Annotated in this window: 18 protein-coding genes and 1 tRNA gene; 8 read left to right on the top strand and 11 right to left on the bottom strand. The window is 76.4% G+C overall.

Going from position 1 to position 19892, the window contains the following annotated elements:
- Position 1 precedes the first annotated feature (1 nt).
- Positions 2–964, bottom strand: coding sequence for a D-2-hydroxyacid dehydrogenase (locus tag IF129_RS04695; protein WP_191208082.1), 963 nt, complete (start codon positions 962–964; stop codon positions 2–4).
- Between the two features lie 243 nt (positions 965–1207).
- Between IF129_RS04695 and IF129_RS04690 the strand changes: the two genes are divergently transcribed.
- Positions 1208–2140 carry a maleate cis-trans isomerase family protein gene (locus tag IF129_RS04690; RefSeq protein WP_191208081.1) on the top strand — a complete coding sequence of 311 codons (933 nt, stop codon included), beginning with the start codon at positions 1208–1210 and terminating at the stop codon, positions 2138–2140.
- 73 nt (positions 2141–2213) lie between these two features.
- On the top strand, positions 2214–2960 hold the full coding sequence (locus IF129_RS04685) for a maleate cis-trans isomerase family protein (RefSeq protein WP_191208080.1): 747 nt from the start codon (positions 2214–2216) through the stop codon (positions 2958–2960).
- A 22-nt stretch (positions 2961–2982) separates the two neighbouring features.
- On the opposite strand, the gene IF129_RS04680 is transcribed toward IF129_RS04685, so the two are convergent.
- Positions 2983–4746 carry a putative bifunctional diguanylate cyclase/phosphodiesterase gene (locus IF129_RS04680; RefSeq protein ID WP_191208079.1) on the bottom strand — a complete coding sequence of 588 codons (1764 nt, stop codon included), beginning with the start codon at positions 4744–4746 and terminating at the stop codon, positions 2983–2985.
- A 309-nt stretch (positions 4747–5055) separates the two neighbouring features.
- Here IF129_RS04680 and IF129_RS04675 point away from each other — a divergent pair, with 309 nt between their 5' ends.
- Positions 5056–6333: a M6 family metalloprotease domain-containing protein gene (locus tag IF129_RS04675; RefSeq protein ID WP_381480311.1), complete on the top strand. Its 1278-nt coding sequence runs from the start codon at positions 5056–5058 to the stop codon at positions 6331–6333.
- Between the two features lie 90 nt (positions 6334–6423).
- Here the strand turns inward: IF129_RS04675 and IF129_RS04670 are convergent.
- The 6 genes from IF129_RS04670 to IF129_RS04645 form a co-directional block, all read right to left on the bottom strand.
- A tRNA-Lys gene (locus tag IF129_RS04670) sits at positions 6424–6497 on the bottom strand.
- Entirely contained in the window at positions 6488–7075 is a 588-nt protein-coding gene (locus IF129_RS04665) for a hypothetical protein (RefSeq protein ID WP_191208078.1), read from the bottom strand. Before IF129_RS04665 ends, IF129_RS04670 begins: the two co-directional genes overlap by 10 nt.
- Before the next feature lie 140 nt (positions 7076–7215).
- A complete protein-coding gene (locus IF129_RS04660; protein WP_191208077.1) occupies positions 7216–7566 on the bottom strand; it encodes a hypothetical protein in 351 nt (116 codons plus the stop codon).
- Positions 7567–7648: 82 nt separating this feature from the next.
- Positions 7649–9016: an AAA domain-containing protein gene (locus tag IF129_RS04655; RefSeq protein WP_191208076.1), complete on the bottom strand. Its 1368-nt coding sequence runs from the start codon at positions 9014–9016 to the stop codon at positions 7649–7651.
- Positions 9013–10518, bottom strand: coding sequence for a hypothetical protein (locus IF129_RS04650; protein WP_191208075.1), 1506 nt, complete (start codon positions 10516–10518; stop codon positions 9013–9015). Before IF129_RS04650 ends, IF129_RS04655 begins: the two co-directional genes overlap by 4 nt.
- Complete coding sequence (locus tag IF129_RS04645) at positions 10515–11708, bottom strand: hypothetical protein (protein WP_381480156.1); 1194 nt, start codon at positions 11706–11708, stop codon at positions 10515–10517. The genes IF129_RS04650 and IF129_RS04645 overlap by 4 nt, the downstream gene beginning before the upstream one ends.
- A gap of 57 nt (positions 11709–11765) precedes the next feature.
- Between IF129_RS04645 and IF129_RS04640 the strand changes: the two genes are divergently transcribed.
- Positions 11766–12371: a histidine phosphatase family protein gene (locus IF129_RS04640; protein ID WP_191208074.1), complete on the top strand. Its 606-nt coding sequence runs from the start codon at positions 11766–11768 to the stop codon at positions 12369–12371.
- 31 nt (positions 12372–12402) lie between these two features.
- Here the strand turns inward: IF129_RS04640 and IF129_RS04635 are convergent, their stop codons facing one another.
- Positions 12403–13860: a hypothetical protein gene (locus IF129_RS04635; RefSeq protein WP_191208073.1), complete on the bottom strand. Its 1458-nt coding sequence runs from the start codon at positions 13858–13860 to the stop codon at positions 12403–12405.
- Between the two features lie 221 nt (positions 13861–14081).
- Here IF129_RS04635 and IF129_RS04630 point away from each other — a divergent pair, with 221 nt between their 5' ends.
- Positions 14082–14555, top strand: coding sequence for a hypothetical protein (locus IF129_RS04630; RefSeq protein WP_224754239.1), 474 nt, complete (start codon positions 14082–14084; stop codon positions 14553–14555).
- An 89-nt stretch (positions 14556–14644) separates the two neighbouring features.
- Complete coding sequence (locus IF129_RS04625) at positions 14645–15517, top strand: spermidine synthase (protein ID WP_191208072.1); 873 nt, start codon at positions 14645–14647, stop codon at positions 15515–15517.
- 52 nt (positions 15518–15569) lie between these two features.
- Here IF129_RS04625 and IF129_RS04620 read toward each other — a convergent pair whose 3' ends face one another.
- A complete protein-coding gene (locus IF129_RS04620) occupies positions 15570–16190 on the bottom strand; it encodes a hypothetical protein (protein WP_191208071.1) in 621 nt (206 codons plus the stop codon).
- 50 nt (positions 16191–16240) lie between these two features.
- Between IF129_RS04620 and IF129_RS04615 the strand changes: the two genes are divergently transcribed.
- Together IF129_RS04615 and IF129_RS04610 are read left to right on the top strand one after the other, a co-directional pair.
- Positions 16241–16942 carry a response regulator transcription factor gene (locus IF129_RS04615; protein WP_191208070.1) on the top strand — a complete coding sequence of 234 codons (702 nt, stop codon included), beginning with the start codon at positions 16241–16243 and terminating at the stop codon, positions 16940–16942.
- On the top strand, positions 16939–18345 hold the full coding sequence (locus IF129_RS04610; RefSeq protein WP_191208069.1) for a HAMP domain-containing sensor histidine kinase: 1407 nt from the start codon (positions 16939–16941) through the stop codon (positions 18343–18345). Before IF129_RS04615 ends, IF129_RS04610 begins: the two co-directional genes overlap by 4 nt.
- An 88-nt stretch (positions 18346–18433) precedes the next feature.
- On the opposite strand, the gene IF129_RS04605 is transcribed toward IF129_RS04610, so the two are convergent.
- Entirely contained in the window at positions 18434–19864 is a 1431-nt protein-coding gene (locus IF129_RS04605) for a GH1 family beta-glucosidase (RefSeq protein WP_191208068.1), read from the bottom strand.
- Between the last annotated feature and the right edge of the window lie 28 nt (positions 19865–19892).

The raw sequence follows: 19892 nt of genomic DNA, 5'->3' as shown, positions 1-19892 counted from the left end.
GTCAGTGCGCCGGGACGTAGCCCAGCCGCTTGTCGACGATGTTGAGCAGCGGCCTGCCCGCCGCCCAGTGGTCGAAGTTGTCGCAGAACTGCTCGGCGAGGTCGCGCCGCCAGCCCAGCGTGTCCCCGCTCATGTGCGGGGAGATCCACAGCCCCGGCACGTCCCACAGCGGGCTCTCGGGGCCCAGGGGCTCCTCCCGCAGGACGTCCACGGCGGCCCCGCGCAGCCGGCCGGTGCCCAGGGCGTCGACGAGGTCGGCGGTGACGACGTGCGCGCCCCGGCCGATGTTCACGAACGCCGCCCCGTCCTTCATGCGGGCGAAAGCCTTCGCGTCGAAGAGACCGTCGGTGGCGGGGGTGAGCGGGGCCGCGCAGACCACCCAGTCGGCTTCCGGGAGAAGGCCGTCCAAAGCCTCGAAGCCGTTCACGTGACCGAATTCCGCGTCCCCTTCCCTGGCCGTGCGGCCGACGAGTTCCACCGAGACGCCGAGGGCCAGCAACGTCCGGCCGATGGCCCTTCCGATCGGCCCCGACCCGACCACGACCGCGCGCGTTCCCCCGACCCGCATGGTCTCCCGATGCTGCCATCGGTGGGAACGCTGCAATTCCCATGAACCGGCAAAATCCTTGGCCATGGCCAGGACCCACCCGGTGACGTATTCGGCGATGGGCTGGTCGAAGACGCCCCGGGCATTGGTGATCACCGTGTCCGACCCCGCCAGCTCCGGCAGCAGCCGGTCCACGCCCGCGCTCGCGGTGTGCACCCACGACGGCCTCGGACCGTCCCCGGGCCAGGCGCGTTTCACCGCGTCGGAGAGGAAGTTCCACACCAGCAGGACGTCCGCCTCGGGCAGTGCGGCGGCCAGCCCCGACTCGTCGGTGCGGAGCACCCGCGCCCGCCCCGCCAGCCGCCGGAGATCCGGCGGCGGGTCGTCGTCGAGCACCAGGACGCGGGGTTCTGCCATGGGTGGGAAACCTCTCGGAAACGGAGCGGTGATGGAGTGGTGATGGAGGGGCGGGATACTCGGTGGCACGGCCGGAGTACGGCATCGGGTGAAGGATTGACCACGGTAGGGATCGGAAACTACCTTCGTCAATGAAGGCATCTGATCCTGCGTCTCCGGCTTTCCGCCGGTCTGCGTTTTCTTCTCTGCTTCTCCTCTTGTTGCGGCCATAGGCCATCCCTGCGTCTGTTTGAGGGGCTCGCAATGGATGTCTCGTTTCTCGGCGGTCCCGGTCCACAGCGCGGTGTGGGGATCGTGGCCCCTTTCGATTTCGCGCTGGATCGCGAGCTGTGGCGCTGGGTCCCCGACGACGTCTCGCTGCACCTCACCCGGACCCCGTTCGTGCCCGTGGAGGTGAGTCTCGACCTCGCGCGGCTGGTCAGCGAGCACGCCACGCTGCGCGAGGCCGTCCAGGCGCTGACGGCCGTCTCGCCGGAGGTCGTCGCCTACGCCTGCACCTCGGGTTCGTTCGTGGGCGGGCAGGCCGGGGAGCTGGCGATGTGCACGGCCATGAACCTCGCGGGCGAGACGCCGGCGCTGACCACCTCCGGCGCGCTGCTCCAGGCGCTGCGCGAGATCGACGCCCGGCGCGTCGCCCTCGTCACGCCGTACACCAAGTCCGTCACCGACGCCCTGGAGGACTACCTGGGCGAGGCGGGCATCGAGGTCACCGGCCGCTGCTACCTGGGGCTCACGCGGGAGATCTGGCGCGTCCCCTACCGGGACGTCACCGGCATGGCGCGGGAGGCGACGGCGGACGGCGAGCCGGACGCCCTGTTCATCAGCTGCACCAACCTCCCCACCTACGACGTCATTCCGCAGTTGGAGGCCGAGCTGCGGATGCCGGTGCTCTCCGCCAACCAGGTGACCGTCTGGTCCGCGCTGCGCAGCATCGGCAAGCAGGCGGTCGGCCCCTACCAGGCGCTGCTGGACCCGGTCGCCAGACGCGGCCCGGCCGCGATGTCCGGCCTGCCCTCACCCGCCGCGCCCGAGGACGACGCGCGGGAGGCACCCCACGCGCCCCCCGAGGTCGCCCTCGCGGGCTCGGCCCTGCCCTGCCCGGAGCCGGAGCTCGCCGACCCGCTGGTCGAGCCCGCCTTCCCCGACGACCTGACGGGCGGCCAGCCGCCGCTCTGAGAGCGCGGTCCCGTCCGCGCCGTTCGCCCCCGTCCGCATCCGCACCAGCCCCCACCTGCGACAGGAGTGGTTCATGCAGCACGCCGCCCGGCACCCGGCCCGGCACACCGTGGGGTTCCTGTACCCCGGGTACTCGGCCGAGGACGACTACCCGAGGCTGGAGGCCCTCCTGCGCGAGGCGGGGGCCGACGTCTCGCTGCCGCTGGTCCACACCGACATCGGGGAGGACGCGCACCGCGTGGACGCGCTGCTCGAGATGGGCTCCGCGCCCCGCCTCGCCGACGGCATGACGGCCCTGGCCGGCCGGGGCGCGCACGCCGTGGTGTGGTCGTGCACGAGCGCCAGCTTCGTCTTCGGCTGGGAGGGCGCGCACGAGCAGGTGCGCGCCCTGTCCGCCGTGGCCGGGCTGCCCGCGTCGAGCACGTCCTTCGCGTTCGCGCACGCGGTGCGGGCCCTGGGCGTCAGCCGGGTCGCCGTCGCCGCCACCTACCCGACGGACGTCGCGGAGCACTTCGGGGCGTTCCTCAAGGCCGCCGGGATCGAGGTCGTCTCGCTGCGGGGCAGCGGCGTCATCACAGCGGCCGAGGTCGGCACCTGGGGCCGCGCGGAGGTGCTCGCGATGGCCACCGCCGGGGACCACGAGGCGGCGCAGGCCGTGCTGCTGCCGGACACCGCGCTCCACAGCGCCGACCACCTCACCGAGCTGGAGGCGGCGCTGGGCAAGCCGGTGCTGACCGCCAACCAGGTCACCGTCTGGGAGGGGCTGCGGCTGGCGGAGGTGGCGGTGCGCACCGACCGGCTGGGCGCCCTCTTCCGCTGACGCCCGCCCCGGCCCCGCGCGGTCAGCGCGCGGCGCTGAGGAGGGCGGAGATGCGGTCGGCGGCGACGGGCTTGGAGTAGTGCCAGCCCTGGCCGGTGTCGCACCCGATCCGGCGCAGCCGCTCGGCCTGCGCCGGCCCCTCCACGCACTCGGCCGTGACCGTCAGCCCCAGTTTGTGCGCGAGGTCGACCAGGGACGTCACGATCGTCTCGTCGGCCCGGTTGGTGCGTCGCGCGCTGCCGGGCTGGAAGCCGCGCACGAACGTGCCGTCCAGCTTCAGGGCCCGCACCGGCAGCCGGCTCAGGTAGGCGAGGTTCGAGTAGCCGGTGCCGAAGTCGTCGATGGCGATGCGCACGCCCATCTCGGACAGGGCCTGGAGGGCCCGCAGCGGGCGTCCCGCCGAGCCCATCACCTCGTTCTCGGTCAGCTCCAGTTGCAGCAGGCCCGGTGGCAGCCCGGTCTCGCGCAGGACGTCGGCGACGTCGGCGACGAGGTCGGAGTCCCAGACCTGCCGCACGGCGACGTTCACCGAGACGTACAGCGGTACGCCGCTGTGCTCCAGCTGCCAGCGCCGGGCCTGGCGGCACGACTCGGCCAGCGCCCACCGGCCGAGGGGCACGATGGCGCCGTTCTCCTCGGCGAGCCCGATGAAGTCCTTCGGGCCGATCATCCCGAACTGGGGGTGCCGCCAGCGGACCAGTGCCTCGACGCCGCGCAGCGTCTCGTCGGCCAGACCGACGATGGGCTGGAACTCCAGCGCGAACTCCCCCCGGTCCACGGCGGGCCGCAGGGTGCTGGAGAGGGCCTGCCGGGTCATGCGGTGGGCGTTGCGCTCGGGGTCGAAGAGCGTCCAGCGCGCCTTGCCGTCGGCCTTCGCCCAGTAGAGCGTCGTGTCGGCGGCCTGCATCAGCTCGGTGGCGCTCGTCCCGGTGGTGGGGCGCTCGACGACACCGATGCTGGCGGAGACGGTGTGCCGCTGCCCGGCCAGCCGGAAGGGACGCGTCTGGAGCTCGGCGAGGACGGCGTCGGCGAGGTCCGTCAGCTGCCGCGTCCCGGTCGAACTCTCCACGAGCAGGGCGAACTCGTCACCGCCGAGCCGGGCGACGAGGTGTCCGCCGCGCGGCCCGGCGGCGCAGTGCACCAGCCGCTGCGCGACGAGGTCGAGCAGTTCGTCGCCCGCGCGGTGCCCGAGGGTGTCGTTGACCGCCTTGAAGCCGTCCAGGTCGAGGTAGCACAGGCCGATCCGGCCGGTGGCGCTCTCGGTCAGGGCGGCGGCCAGCCGCTCGAAGAAGAGCACGCGGTTGGGCAGCTTCGTCACCGGGTCGTGCATCTCCAGGTGGCGCAGCCGCTCGCGCAGTTCGCGGTGCTCGCTCACGTCGGTGACGGACAGCAGGGCGGCGTTGCCGGGCGTCCCGGCGGGGGCCAGGCTGATCTCCGCCCACAGCAGGGTTCCGTCGGGGTGCTTGAGCCGCCGGGTGCAGCGCACCTCGGCCCGCTCGCCCCGCAGGACGGCCGCGCAGGCGGTGCGGGTGCGGCGGTCCAGCCCCAGGTGCGTCAGCTCGGTCAGCGGGAGCCCGTCGAGCGTCCCGGCGGGGGTGTCCAGGAGCCGGGTGAACGCCGGGTTGGCGGCGACGATCCGGCCCGCCCGGTCTACGAGGGCCATCGCCAGCCGGGCGCTGTCGAAGGCGGCACGGAAGCACGGGTCGCGGTGACTCTCCGTGGCGGGGTGCGGTGGGGCTCCGGTGGCGTGCGGGCCGTCGCCCGGCGCGTCCAGGGTTGCGTTCACCGATCGCTCCCGGAGGGTCTGGTCACTGGAAAGTCAGCCGATCATAGGGGCTTTCGGGTGGAGCGGGCCAGCAGCGCCCACCGCCGGGACACCCGCAGGGGGGCGGGCGCGCACGCCAGTGCGAGCCCCGCGGGGCGTGCGGACGGCGCACGGCGTGATGACGGTGGGTGATGCTCCGGCCATGGCCCGCCCGGCCTAGTCCAACGCGACGGAGCAGGGCATTTCGCCACAGAGTGGACGAGGAATCGGCATCCCGACCGGGCCTGTTTCTCGGAGGTTCCCGTGCGATCGACGCGCCTCGCACCCCCTGTGCACCGGCTGTTCCGGATACCGGCGGGCGGGCCGCCGCGCCACCGGTCCACCCGGCGCGCGGGCCGGGGACGGCTGCGCCGCTCGGCGGCGGTCCTCACCGTCCTCGCCGCCGTGGCCGGCACCTCCTCCTTCGCGGGTCCCGCCACCGACGCCGACCGGACGCCGCCCTGCGCGCTCCAGCGGACCGACGCCCACCACTCGCTGGGGCTCGACACCTGGAACGACGCCTACGTGCGCCCCGAGCGCACCGTCGACGCGATGATGGTGTTCCTCTCCTTCCCCGACTCCGAACCGCTGATCACTCCGGGCCGGCTCGCCGCCGACCACTTCCCCGCCACCGGCGCCTTCTTCGAGCGCGCCTCCTACGGCCGCTTCGACCTGCGCCTGCACGCGGCCTTCCACTGGGCCGAGATGCCCTCCCCCTCCGAGCGCTACGGCATAGCACGCGACTGGGACGCCGAGGACCGGGCCGCCTACCTCCGCGACGCCATCGACGTCGTCGACCCGCAGCTCGACTTCGGCGACTACGACGTCGTCTACTTCGTGGCCGACCCCGACGCGCCGGGCGTCGAATCCGACGCGACGAAGGTCGTCAACTTCCGCGAGCCCGTCTCCGTGGACGGCACCGAGCTGCGCCGCATCGTGACCGTCTTCGAGCGGTTTCCCGCCGACCGCAACGTCCTCGCCCACGAGACCGGGCACGTCTTCGACCTGCCCGACCTGTACAACCGGCCGCAGGACGGCAAGGGCGACTGGGACACCTACGTCGGCGACTGGGACCTGATGGGCAGCCAGTTCGGACTGGCCCCGGACCCCTTCGGGTGGCACAAGTGGAAGCTCGGCTGGCTCGACGACGAGCAGGTGGACTGCGTCGGCGGCCCCGGCACCTCGATCCACGCCCTGCAGCCGCTGGGCCGCGCGCCGGGCGGCGCCGGCCCGGGCGGCGGGACCCGGCTGGCCGTCGCGCGGACCGGGCCGAGCGAGGTCGTCGTCGCCGAGGTGCGTGAGCCCGTCGGCAACGACGAGCGGCTGTGCCGGCCCGGAGTGCTGGTCTACCGGGTGCGCAGCGACACCGCCTCGGCGGGCGGTCCCGTCGAGGTGCTCGACGGCCACCCGCGCACGGCGGCCTGCCGCAGCACCTCCGTGCACGCCCCGCTCGCGGACGCCCCGCTCGGGGTGGGGGAGAGCCTGTCCGTGGACGACGGCGCGGTGCGGGTCACCGCACTGGACCGCTCCCCGACGGGGGAGTGGACGGTGCGGATCACCCGGACCTGAGGCCCGGCCGGCGGGCGTGCGGACCCGGCCCGGCCATGCCCGGCCATGCGCGAAGGCCCCCCGCTGCTGCGGAGGGCCTTCGGCCGTCTGTGCGCCGCCAGGGACTCGAACCCCGGACCCGCTGATTAAGAGTCAGCTGCTCTAACCAACTGAGCTAGCGGCGCCTGCTGACGTCGTAGACCTTAGCACCAGCATCGCCGGGAGCGGAAATCGATAGGTCCCGCCCGTGCCCCCGACCTGCGCGGACCGTCCGTACCGCCGCCCAGAGCAGCTCCCGGGCGCCCGTGGGGCGGGCCGCGGGCGTGCCGTCCGGGGGGACGAGCCAGCGGGTGCCCGACCCGCCGGGGAGCGGCGGTGCCGGAACGCCCACGACGTCCCCGGGCCCGTAGCCGAGCAGCGCGGGGACGGCCTCCGCGCCCGGCTGGCCGTGCCACTCCTCCCAGCGCAGCAGCGCGGGCAGCCGCCGCGCCGTACCGGGCCGGGCGAAGAACAGCGCCCGCCCCCGGTCCACGGCCACCGGACCCGTCGCCACGCCGCCGGCCGACGCCAGGTGCCCGACCATCCGGCGGCCGAACACCGCCGGGACGCTCACGACGTCGAAGACCGTGCCGCACGGCAGCGGCTGTGGCCGGTCGGGGAACGCGGCCCACAGCGCCCGGACGCTGCGCGGGAAGGGGCTGGCCGAGGCGAGCCAGGCGGCGGTGTCGGGCGGGGGGGCGTCCGCGCAGAAGGAGATGCTCATGACATATACATGTACCCGGAGTGCTCGCGTCCTCACTCAAGATGAGCGAAAGCCGGACACGCCGCCCCCACCTGCGCTACCGTACGCCGCTCCGCCCGCCGCGCCGTATCGGGTGCCGGCCCCGGCCCCGGGCGCCTCGCTCAGGGGCTGCCGTCGGGGGTCGCGTCGCGCAGCAGCTGCTTGCCGAAGGCGACCATGCGGCGCGTGTAGTCCTCCGTCCACTCGGCGCGGTCCGCGATGGCGGCGTCCGGCAGCCGGTCGAAGCGGCGCGGGTCCGCCAGCTGCGCGGCCGCCATCGCCTGGTACTCCATGGCCCGGTCCGCCGCCGCCTGGAAGGCGACCGCCAGCTCCGTCGCACGCGACAGCAGCTCCCGCGGGTCGGCGATCGACTCCAGGTCGAAGAAGTGCTCCGCCTCCTCCGCGCTCGCGGCGGGCTCGAAGATCAGCGGGGCGGGCCGCCGGAAGGAAGGAGCCGAGTCCGGCTCGGGCATGAACGTACCTCCACGTCGTAGACCGACGACCATTGTCCCGCGAACCCCCGCGAACTGTCTGCCCCCGGGGCCCGCCCGTGGTTCAGGCGGGCACCCGGTGCGCGGACAGCTCCGCGAGAACGGCCTGCTGGGCGGCCCAGCCGTCGGGGAAGCGGACGTCCACCCCGAGCTGCACCGGCTCCGCCGAGGGGTGCTCGTCGAGCAGCTCCGCGACGCCCGCCCGGCACACCACGACGCACGCGTGCCGGTGCCGGGAGGCCAGCACGCACAGCCGGCCGGTCTCCAGGTGGAACGCCGTGGCGTCCGGCCGTCCGGACAGCGGGTGCAGCACCACGGTGACGTCGTACTCGCGGCCCTGGAGCCGGTTGGCGGTGTCCACCGTGACGCCCTCCACCCCGCGCCCGGCCAGGGCCGTACGGACCGCCGCCGCCTGGTCGCGGTGCGCGGTGCCCACCGCGACCCGGTCGGCCGTCAGGGGTGCCGGCCCGGTGCCGCGCTCGTCGGCCGTCAGCCCCGCGCGCTCCAGCAGCCGGTGCACGACGGCGGCGACGGCGGCGACGGCCTCCGGGTCCGTGCGCGGCGTGTGGCGGGCGGGCAGCTCCAGCAGCCCCCAGCCCGCGTCGGCGGCCGTGTCCAGCACCCGGTCGACGGCCGAGCCGTCGCCGCGCACGCCGAAGGCCAGCCGCCGGTCCCCGGGCCCGGTGCCGCTGCGGAACGGGGTGTAGGGGTAGAACGCCGAGGACACCAGCGGTGCCGCCGAGGCGGGCAGCCGCCACGACACCGGCAGCCGGTGCTGCGGCAGGCCCGGGTGGTGGGCCAGCAGGGCGGAGACGGCGCTCGCCGACGGGTCGTAGGACAGGCCGGCCCACTGCTCCGTGCCGACCTGGCTGAACGGGTCGAGCTGCCCCGGGTCGCCGACGAACAGGGCCCGCTCGAAGAGCCGGGCGACGGCCAGCAGCGCGTCGGAGCGCATCTGGTACGCCTCGTCGACGATGGCGTGCTGCCACGGCTCGGCGACGGCGCCACCCTGCACGTGCGCCCACTTCGCGGCGGTGGACACGACGACGGCCTGCTCCGCCAGGTCGGCGATCTTCGCCGAGGCGCGGACGGCCGGGTGGCGGTCCAGCGCCGCGTCGTAGGCGGCCGGGTCGCTGCTGTGCAGCCGCCCCACGGGCAGGTCGGGATCGGCCACGGCCAGCCGGTCCACGAGGTCGTCCACCTGGGCGTTCGTCTGGGCGACGATCATCAGCGGGCGGCCCGCGGCGGCCAGCTCGCGGGCGGCGCGCACCACCAGCGTCGACTTCCCCGCGCCGGGCGGCGAGTCCACGACGACGCCGCGCTCCCGCCCGTGCAGGGTGTCGGCGAGGATGGCGGCGGTGGCGGCGGACGCGGCGGCGCCCGGGTCGTCCCCGGCCGTCCGCGCGCCGGTCACGGATGCGGAGACCGTCAAAGCAGGTCCTCCTCGGTGGCGGGGTCGGGGGGTTCGGGCCGGGCCTCGCCGGGCGGGCCGCCGTGCGTCCAGGGGGTGTCCTCCGGGTCCGGAAGGTCGGGGCCGCCGCGCGGGTGGTGCTCGAACAGCGTCCAGCACACGGCCTCGCCCGGCTCCGGGACGCTGCCCGGCGCCGGCTCCTTCCCGCGCCCCATGCCCCCGGTGAGCCGGACGGTGACCAGGCCGGGACCGGGGAGCTCCGCGCACTCGCCCGGCTGGGCCCGGCCGTCGGCTAGCGCCCGCCACACCTTCGTGCCCGCGCCGAGCTGCGGGGCGTCGTCCGTGCGGAGCGTCACCAGGGGACGCGGCATGGGCCGTCTGCCCGTCGAGTACGCCGGACGCACCTCCGTCACCGTGCCGCTGAACGCCTCGCCGGCCAGCCGCCGGGCGGCCATGACCAGCGGATCGTCCAGGGCCTCCTGCGCGGCCAGCCGGGCCTGGTCCCGCTCGCGGGCGGCGAGTTTGCGGGCCGCCGTCACCGCGTCGTCGCGCCGGGGCTGCGGCGGCTCACCCGCCCGCAGCCGGTCGCGGTGGGCGGTGTAGGACCAGCGGTCCCCCTCCCAGCGTCCGGCGACGCGTTCCCCCGGCGGCAGCTCCCGCAGCAGCGCGAGCGCCTCCCACATCGCGTCCCAGGTCGGGCGGAGCTGCCCGGCCAGGGCGTTCCTGATCTCGACGTCCGCCCCGAAGACGCCGGCGTCGTAGCGGGCCACGGCGGGGGCGAGGACCCTGTTGTCGAAGGCCGGATCGGTGGCGGGACCGGCCGGGGGCACCAGCAGCCGCCCCGCCTCGTCCCGTGCCGTCTCGGCCCGCAGCGCGGCCTCGGCGCCCCCCGGCCCGTCGGCGCGGAGCCAGCCGAGCAGGGCGCCCAGATGCTGGTCCTCCAGCGCGCTCTGGCCGGTGGCCCAGTGCCGGGTCAGCAGGTCGGTGGCGGCCAGCAGCAGCGAGGAGCCGGGCACCCGGGACCGCTCGCCGTAGTGCGTGAGCCAGCGTCCGAGCAGCGGCACCCGGGCGGGCGCGGGATACGGCGTGTCCGGATCCTCCTCGGCGGTGCGGCGGAAGCGCATCGAGCGGCCCAGCAGCCGGACGAAGGCGACGCCGCCGGAGTTCGGCACCAGGAGCTGCGGGGCGTCCCGGCACAGCTCGGCCTCCTCGCCGGAGCGCCGGGCGACGGCCTCCACCTCGTCCTGCGCCGACTCCAGGTGCGGCAGCATGACGTCGGCGAGCTCGGCGAGGAAGCGGAACCGCAGGTCACGGTCGCGCGGCTGGGCGACGGTGAGCAGCACCGGCTCCTCGGGGTCGGTGCCGAGCAGGGCGCCGAGCGGGGCCCCGGCCTCACCGGCCGTCGTCAGCGGGACGAGCACCAGCGGCCGGTCGGTCAGGTGGCGGTGCCGGACGGTCGCCAGCGGCCGGGCCCGTCCGGCCGCCGCGGCCTCCATGCGGGCGAGGGTGGCGAGCAGCGTCATCGCACCCCACCCGCCCGGGCCGACGCGCCGCCCAGCGCCTCCGCGCGGAGCCGGGCGGCGCGGCGCAGCGCGGTCACCGCCGGGTCGGCCCCGGCGTCCGGCGTGGCGCCCATCTGGGGGGCGTCCCCGTGGGCGGCGGCCAGCACGGCCTCGATGGTCGTCAGCGACCCGAGCTCCCCCCGGACGGCCCGCCCCAGCACCGTGACGTCACCGGCCTCGCGCGCCCGCGCCCGGCAGTGGAAGGCCAGCTCGCAGGTGGCCAGGCACTCGGGGGCGTAGGCGGCGGGCACCCGGGCCACGGCGTCGGCCAGCTCCTCGCCCGGCCGCTCGGGGTCGAAGGTGACGTCCGGCGGCAGCTCGGCGGCGATGTCCGTCAGCCGGGTCAGCCGCGCGAGCTGGCGGCGGACGGCCGCGAGCTGGCGGCGCAGGTCGACGGCGGCGGCCGTGGGCAGGTTGGAGAAGTCCTTGGGGCACACCAGCAGGACGACGTCCGCGAGCCGGTCGGCGTCCCCGCGCTCCTCAAGGGCCAGCGCGTACACGGCCGCCTGCCGCACCGCGCCGCCGACCTTCGCCGGGTCGGCGGTGCCGTCCAGGATGGGGAAGGACTTGACCTCCACCACCGTGCGGGTGCCGTCCGGCGCGACGACGAGGGCGTCCGGCTCCAGGTGGACGGGCGAACCGGCGACGCGCAGCTCCAGGATCGGGTGCACCAGCACCGTCCACACCCCCGCGCCCGCCGCGTCGGCCTCCGCCAGGGCGAGCGCGGTGCGGGCCGCGCGCCCGGCGGGGCCGTCCGCCGTGAGGTCGGGCTGCTCGACGGCGGCGGGCTCGGGGGAGCGGTCCGCGGTGGCGGCCCGCAGCATCCGCACCAGCGCGGCGCAGCCGTCGGCGTGCACCCGTGCCTCGAAGGCGTGGCCGCGCGAGAAGGCGAACTGGGACTGGCCGAACGGCGCGGGCGCGCCCAGCGCGCGGGCCAGGGCCGTCTTGTCCACCCCGGCGCCGTCCAGCAGGGCCCGGCGCCGGCAGCCGGGGTTGGCGGCCAGCGCGGACAGGGCCCGGGCGTCCAGCGGCCGGGGCGGGTGCCCGTCCCCGCGCAGCCGCGCCAGGCGCCGCCGCAGACCGTCCGTGCCCTGCGCGGGCACGGTGGGCCGGCCGCCATCCGGACGTGGTGAGTGGTTCACGTGCGTCACCCGGGGCAGTCTGGCATCTTCGGCTGACAACGCGTACGACCGGGAGGTTCCCCGCCCATGGCTCCGCGCATTCTGCTCGTCCGGCACGGTGAGACGGAGTGGTCGCGACTCGGCCGGCACACCGGACGCACCGACCTCCCGCTGCTCGACGAGGGCCGCCGGACGGCGAAGCTGCTCGGCGAGCGGCTGCACCGCTCCCCCTGGAACGGGCTGCCGGACGTCGAGGTCCGCACCAGCCCCCTCAGGCGTGCGGCCGAGACCTGCGAGCTGGCCGGTTTCGGTGCCCGCGCGCGGCCCTGGGACGTCCTCATGGAGTGGGACTACGGCCGGTACGAGGGGCTGACCAGCGAGCGGATCAGGGAGGAGGCCGGGCCGGACTGGGTGATCTGGCGGGACGGCGCGCCGGGTGGCGAGACGCTCGCCGAGGTCACGGCCCGGGCCGACGAGGTGGTCGACTGGGCGCGCTCGGCCGACCGGGACGTCCTGGTCTTCGCCCACGGCCACCTCCTGCGGGCGCTCGGCGCGCGCTGGCTCGGCCAGGACATCGGCTTCGGGGCCCGCATCGGGCTCGCCGCCTGCGGCTTCTCCGTGCTCGGCTGGGCCTACGGCGAACCGGCCCTCAGCCGCTGGAACGACACCGGCCACCTGGATCCCCGGAGCTGAACCCCGCGGGGGGAGAGAACGCGGCCGGTGCCTACGCCTCCCGCACGCGGTCGAGGAACAGGGCGACGTCCGGCTCCCGCTGGTGCGGCAGCAGCCGCCGGGCGGTGCGCCGCAGCATGGCCTGGACGCGGGAGGAGCGCACGGACGTCATCAGGTCCAGCGCCCGTGCGCCGTGCGCGGCGGCCTCGTCGGGGGCGTGCGCGGCCGCCAGGTCGTCGGCCAGCTCGGCTGTGAACAGGGCGGTGTTGCGCACGAAGTGCGGCGACTGGAGGGCCACGGCCCGGCGGGCGCACACCTCGGCCCTGCGGTAGTCGCCGAGGGCCGCCCAGCACTGTGCCTCCAGGCCGGCGATCTCCGCCTCGCCGAAGAAGCTCATCCACTCGGGGTCGGCCTCGGAGGGGCCCCGCGCGAACAGGTCGTGCGCCCGGCCCAGGGCCTCCTGGCAGCCGGAGCGGTCGCCCAGCCCGCTGCGCCCGCCCGCCTCACGCAGCGTCAGCAGCGCCAGCAGCCGGGGGGAGCCCAGCCCGGCGGCGGCCCGCCGGCCCGCCTGCGCCGCGCGGACCGCTTCGCGGGGGCGGCCGGCGTCACGGGCGAGGAACGCGGTGTTGCTGAAGGCGTGCGCCTCCAGACCGGCGTCCCCGGCGACCCGGGCGGTGGCCAGGGCTTCGGCGTAGTGCGAGCGGGCGTCCTCGACGCGGCCCGAATCGTGAGCCAACCAGCCCACCGAAAGGGCCAGTTCACCGGCTCCGCTGTGCAGCCGGTCGGCGACCGACTGGCGGCGGACACCGGCGTCGAGCAGCCGGTAGGCGCCGCGCAGCGCGGTGCCCGCCTGCCGGTACAGGGCGCCCGCCCCGTGCTGGTCGTCGATCAGCCGGATGCGGCGCACCGCCTCCTCGACGGCCTCGGCCTCGCTCTCACCGGCCCTGCCGGTCACGCCTGGCGCGGCCCAGGCTTCGGCCTGCCCCGGGTTCGGCCCCAGGGTCGCGGCCAGGGCGGCGGTGCCGCCCGTCATGAACGCGCGACGCAGCACGTCGCTCTCCTCGTCAGTGTGCAGAAGGGTCTGGGTGGGGTCGGGGGCGAGCGGGTCGTCCGTCACCTCCGGCTGCCCCGGTGCCTGGGGAGCACGGGGCCGTGCGGCTGCCGTCCCGTCGGCGTGCGCGCCCCGGCCGCGCGCCCTCCGCCCCCGGACGGCCTCCCGGGGCGCGAACCCCAGATCGGTCAGGGTGCGCCCCGGGAACATGTGCAGGAACACGCGTTCATAGGCGTAGTTGGGGCACCGGATCTCTCCGGCCTCCACCCGCCCGACGTATCGGGCGTCGCACGATACCCGCTCCCCGATCTCGCGCGCCGCCCGCCGGACGGCGGCCGCGAACTCCCCCGGGGAGCGCGGTCCGCGCAGCTCCCGGAACGCGGTGTTGGGCCGCGGTGCCGGGGCGCGGTACGGCGGAACCGGGCCGGAACCCGATGACGTAGAAGGTGACGACGCCATGCCCCGGAAGGTACACGGTGTGAGACCTGCGCCACACCGGTTCGTCCACGCGGGGCATCAACCGGCCGCTTCCCGTGGGCTTCTGCCGTGCTCCGCCGCGTTCTGCCATGTTCTGCCATGAAGCGCCATGCTCCGCCGCCGCGTGCGCCGTAGCCCCGAGGGGGGTCGACCCGTTGGACTCGGCACGAAGCACAGCTGCGTGAGGCGGAGGAGTGGTCCCCTTGCTGGACACCGACGGACCGCGAACCACGGCACGGTCAGGCCCGCACCCGGGCCGCGGTACCGGACCGGCGGACACCGCACGGACGGACGTCGTCCGGCCCAGGCCCCCGCGGCCCGTCGCCGGGGAACCGTGCGACCTGGTCACCGTCCCGGCCCGGGAGGGTCTGGAGGCCGCCGACATCCTGCGGCTGTGGGACAGCGCCGGCCCCGTGCTGCACGACGGCACCGGAGCCACCCTCGGCTTCCTCGTACCACCGGGGACCGCCGACGGCTGGGACGTGCCGGGCAGCGCCTGCGCCCCCACGCACGTCCCGGCCGCCGGGGGCGGGCGTGCCACCCCGCCGCCCGTCACCGGCGCGTGCTGGCTCCTTCCCCCGGAGGGCGCCGGCGCCCCGGCCACCGAACCCGCGCTGCTGCGCGCGGCCCTGCGGGAGGCGGCCCGCGTCATCGAGGTGGCCGAGCGCTGCCGCTGACGTCCGGCGGCGGCCCGCGCACCGACGGCGCCGTCGGCCGGGGCGGGCCCGCCGTGCGCCCGGCGCGCGTCGGCCGGGATACTGGGCCCATGACGAGCAGGTCCGGGCAGCGGCAGCGGGGCGGCCGCGCGGCGGTCACCGAGCGGGTGGCCGGCGGCCTGGCCCGGCTGGAGCCCGACCCGGACCGGCCGCGGGGCTGGACGCTGACGCTCGACGGGGCGCCGCAGTCCGCCGTCGACCTCGCCGACCCCACCCACCTCGGCTTCGCCTACCAGCGCCGCATCGGGCACGCCGCCGACGTCGCCGTGGCGCCCGCGCCGGGACGTCCGCTGCGCGCCGTGCACCTGGGCGGCGGCGCGCTCAGCCTGCCCCGCTACGTCGCCGCCACCCGTCCCCGCTCGACCCAGCAGGTCGTCGAGGTGGACCGGGAACTGACCGCGTTCGTGCGGCGGGCCCTGCCGTGGGACGCCGGCCAGCGCATCCGGGTGCGCGGCGCCGACGCCCGCGCCGGGCTCGCCAAGGTGCCCGACGGGTGGGCGGACCTCGTCGTCACGGACGTCTTCGACGGCGCCCGCACCCCCGCGCACCTGGGCACCGTCGAGTTCCTGGCGGACGTGCGCCGGGCCCTGGCCCCCGACGGGCTGTACGCCGTCAACGTGACCGACGGGCCCCCGCTGGCCCACCTGCGGGCCCAGATCGCCACCGTGCTGGCCGTCTTCCCCGAGGTGTGCGTGACGGCCGACCCCGCCGTGCTGCGGGGCCGCCGCTTCGGCAACGCCGTCCTGCTGGCGGCCGCCCGGCCGCTGCCGGTGGCGGAACTGACCCGGCGGGCCGCCGCCGACCCCCACCCGGCCCGGCTCGAACACGGCCGCGCGCTGGCCGACTTCACCGGCGGCGCCCGTCCCGCCACCGACGCCACCGCCCGCCCCTCCCCGCCGCCGCCCCCGGGCACCTTCGCCTGACGCGGCCCGCCTCCGGGGGCGCCGACGCCCCGCGCCCCGCCGCCGGGTGCGGTCAGCGCTCGTCCACCTGCACGCGGGGCGGTCCGTCGTGCCAGGTGCAGAAGACCGACGAGGACCGGTCGCCCCGGCTGAACGTCACCCGCACCCACTGCTCCTGGGTCCACACCCGCACCTCCCAGCCGGAGTGCGGGGTCGCCGAGACGAGCGACGCCGAGTCGGCGCGCAGGTCGAAGGCGACGCGCCCGCCGTCGGCGGTGTAGCTGCGCACCTCGCCCCGGTCCTCCCCGGGCGCTTGCGCGGGGGCGTCCTCGGGCGTCTCTCCGGCGGTGGGCTCCCCGGTCGGCGTCGTCTGCGAGGTCGCGGACCCGGGGGACTCCTCGCCCGCGCCGTCCGCCCCTTCGCCGCTGCCGGGGGCGCCGTCCCCGTCGTCGGGGGCGGCGGGTGACGCGGGTTCCGGCGGCGCGGGGGAGCCGGGCGGCCGGTGCGTGGCGGAGGAGGCGACGGGCGGCGTCCCCGAGGCCGACTCGGCGGCGTCCGCCCGGGCGACGGGCGTCGTCACCGGCGGGTCGTAGGCCGTGCCGGTCATGACGGTGTGCACACCGAACCACGACAGCGTCACCGCCGCTCCGGTGGCCAGGAGCCAGGCCCCGCCCTGGAGCCATCCTTGTCGCATCGCCTCACCCTAATGGCGGAGCGGTCAGCAAGGTGCGTACCGTGCCGCGCATGGCACGCGTCCTCGTCGTCGAAGACGACCCGTTCGTACGGTCCGCCCTGATCCGCCACCTGGGCGAGGCCGGGCACAGCGTCCGCAGTGTCGGGACGGCCCTCGCGGCGCTGCGCGAGGTCGCGCAGATCGGGTTCGACGTCGTCGTCCTCGACCTCGGGCTGCCGGACCTGGACGGCGCCGAGGCGCTGAAGATGCTCCGGGGCGTCACCCAGACGCCCGTCATCATCGCGACCGCGCGGGACGACGAGGCCGAGATCGTCCGGCTCCTCAACGACGGCGCGGACGACTACCTCGTCAAGCCCTTCTCCGTGGAACACCTCTCGGCCCGCATGGCGGCCGTGCTGCGCCGGGCGGGCGGCGGCAGCGGCGGCCCGGCGGCCGGGACCGTCCTGCGCGTCGGCGGGCTGGCCGTCGACCCGCTGCGCCGCCGGGCCCACCTCGACGGCACGCCGCTCGACCTGACCCGGCGTGAGTTCGACCTGCTCGCCTTCCTCGCGGCCCGCCCCGGCGTCGTCGTCCCGCGCAGGGACCTGCTCGCGGAGGTGTGGCGGCAGTCCTACGGCGACGACCAGACGATCGACGTCCACCTGTCCTGGCTGCGCCGCAAGCTGGGCGAGACGGCCGCCCGCCCGCGCTACCTGCACACCCTGCGCGGCGTCGGCGTCAAGCTGGAGGCACCGGCGGAGGCGGCGCGGTGAGATGGGCGCTGGTGAAGGTGTCGCTGGCGGTGACCGCGATGGTGGTCATCGCCTTCGCCGTCCCGCTCGGCCTGGTCGTGCGCGAGCTGGCCCGCGACCGCGCGTTCGCCGACGCGGAACGCCAGGCCGCCGCCGTCTCCCCGGCGCTGGCCATCACCGCCGAGCACGAGCAGCTCCAGCGGGCCGTGGCGAGCACCCAGGCCGGGGCGGCCGGCCGGCTCGCCGTGCGGGTGCCCGCCGCCGACGGCGGAGCCCCCACGGAGATCGGGACGATGCGCGCCTCGGCCGGCGCTCTGGACGGGAACCGGGCGACGATTGTCGGTGTCGACGGCGGCTACGCCCTGCTGCGGCCGACGGCGGTGGACGCGGGCCGGATCGCCGTGGTCGAGGTCTTCGTGCCGCACGGCGAGGTCGGCCGGGGCGTGACGACGGCCTGGCTGCTGCTCGGCGGCGTCGGGCTCGCCCTCGTCGTCGGCTCGGTGGCCATCGCCGACCGGCTCGGGACCCGGCTGGTCCGCCCCGCCGAGCACCTGGCCGCCGCCGCCCGGGACCTGGGCGAGGGCCGGCTGGGCACCCGGGTGCCCGAGCAGGGCCCGGCGGAACTGCGGGACGCGGCCCTGGCGTTCAACTCCATGGCCGACCAGGTCGTGCGGCTGCTCGCCAACGAGCGTGAGCTGGCCGCCGACCTCTCGCACCGGCTGCGCACCCCGCTCACGGTGCTGCGCCTGAACGCCGCCTCGCTCGGCGGGGGAGACGCCGCCGAGCAGACCCGGCACGCCGTGGCCCAGCTGGAGGGCGAGGTCGACCGCATCATCCGCACGGCGCGCGAGCAGAAGCCGCAGGCGCCGGGCAACGGCGTGAGCGCCGCCTGCGACGCGGCCGAGGTCGTGCGCGAGCGGATGGCGTTCTGGTCCGCCCTCGCGGAGGACGAGGACCGCCGGGTCCGCGTCGCCGGGGTGGAGCGGCCGGTGCGGGTGCCCGTCGCCCGCGCGGACCTGGCCGCCGCCCTCGACGCCATGCTCGGCAACGTCTTCCGGCACACCCCGCAGGGCACCGCCTTCTCCGTGGACGTCCACCACGGCGACGACGCGGTCATCGTGCTCGTCTCCGACGCGGGCCCCGGCATCGCCGACCCGGCCGCCGCCCTGCGCCGGGGCCACGGCGACGGCGGCCCGGGCTCCACGGGGCTCGGGCTGGACATCGTGCGCCGCCTCGCGGAGTCCACCGGCGGCGACGTCCGCATCGGCCACTCGGTCCTCGGCGGGACGGAGGTGCGGGTCTGGCTCGCCCTGCACGGCCCGCACGGCCGGTCGGGCGCCCGGACCCGGGGCGGGCGGGCCCGCCGTCGGGGCACCGGCCCCGGGGTGCCGCGTCCGCCCGTCCCGTCCGGGCCCGCCGGCTGAGGCGCGTCCGCCCGCCGGCCCCCACCGACCGGCGGGCGGACGCCGGGAGGTGGGGCCGCGACCCCCGGCGGACGGCCCCACCCCGGGCTCAGGGCGCCGGCGGCAGCGTCCGGGTGCGGGCCAGCTCGGCGTACCAGGCGGCGCTGGACTTGGGCGTGCGCCGCAGGGTGTCGAAGTCGACGTACACCGCGCCGAAGCGCTTGCTGTAGCCGTAGGCCCACTCGAAGTTGTCCAGCAGCGACCACAGGAAGTAGCCCCGCACGTCGGCCCCCCGCTCCATCGCGCGCAGCACCGCCGACAGGTGGCCGTGCAGGTAGGCGACGCGCTCCGGGTCGTCGACCGTGCCGTCGTCGGCGGGCTTGTCGTCGGCGGCCATGCCGTTCTCGGTGATGTAGAGCGGCAGCCCCGGAGCCTCGCGGCTGAGCCGCAGCAGCAGGTCGGACAGCCCGCTCGGGTCGACGGGCCAGCCCATCTGGGTGAGGGGCAGTCCCTCCGGCCGGTGGAAGGCGATGTCGTCGGCGCCGGGCCACGGCGTGTGCGCGCCGGCCCCGTGCCCGTCGCGCCGCTCGACGTCCCCGGGGCCGTCGGCGGCCGACACCAGCAGCGGGGAGTAGTAGTTGACGCCGAGCGCGTCCAGCGGCCGGTGCGCGGTGTCCAGGTCGCCGTCGCGGACGAAGGACCAGTCCGTGATGCCCGCCGTCGTGTCCAGCAGCACCTGCGGGTAGGCGCCGTGCAGCATCGGCCCCTCGAAGACGCCGTTGGCCAGGGCCATGACGCGGTCCCGGGCGGCGCGGTCGGCCTCCCGGTCGGTGCGGGCGCGCGGCACGGCCGGGTTGAGGCTCACCCCGACCTTCGTCCCCTCCGGGAGGGCGCGGCGCAGGGCCTGGACGGCCAGCCCGTGGCCCAGGTTGAGGTGGTGGGCCGCGCGGAGGGCGGCGGCCGGGTCCGTCCGGCCCGGCGCGTGGACGCCCGAGGCGTAGCCCAGGAAGGCGCTGCACCACGGCTCGTTGAGCGTGGTCCAGTGCTCGACGCGGTCGCCGAGCGCGTCGGCCACGAGCTCCGCGTACGCCGCGAACCGCTCGGCCGTGTCGCGTTCGGGCCAGCCTCCGGCGTCCTCCAGTTCCTGCGGCAGGTCCCAGTGGTAGAGCGTGATCCAGGGAGTGATGCCGCGCTCCAGGAGGCCGTCGACCAGCGCGCGGTAGAAGTCGAGTCCGCGCTGGTCGGCGGGCCCGGTGCCGTGCGGCTGCACGCGGGACCAGGAGACGGAGAACCGGTAGGTGTGGAGGCCGAGCCCGGCCATGAGGTCCAGGTCGTCGCGCCAGCGGTGGTAGTGGTCGACGGCGACGTCACCGGTGTCGCCGCCGAGCACCCGGCCGGGCGTGTGGGCGAAGGTGTCCCAGATGGACGGCGTCCGGCCGTCCGTCGCGGCGGCACCCTCGATCTGGTAGGCGGAGGTGGCGGACCCGAAGAGGAAGCCGCCGGGGAAGCCGCCGGGGGCGGCGGCGGGATGGCTGGTCAACTGAGAGCGCTCCCAAAGCTAGGTGTGA

Origin of the sequence: Streptomyces chumphonensis, assembly GCF_014779715.1 — a bacterium.
Taxonomy (GTDB): Bacteria; Actinomycetota; Actinomycetes; order Streptomycetales; family Streptomycetaceae; genus Streptomyces; species Streptomyces chumphonensis.
This window is presented reverse-complemented; position numbering and strand designations above follow the sequence as displayed.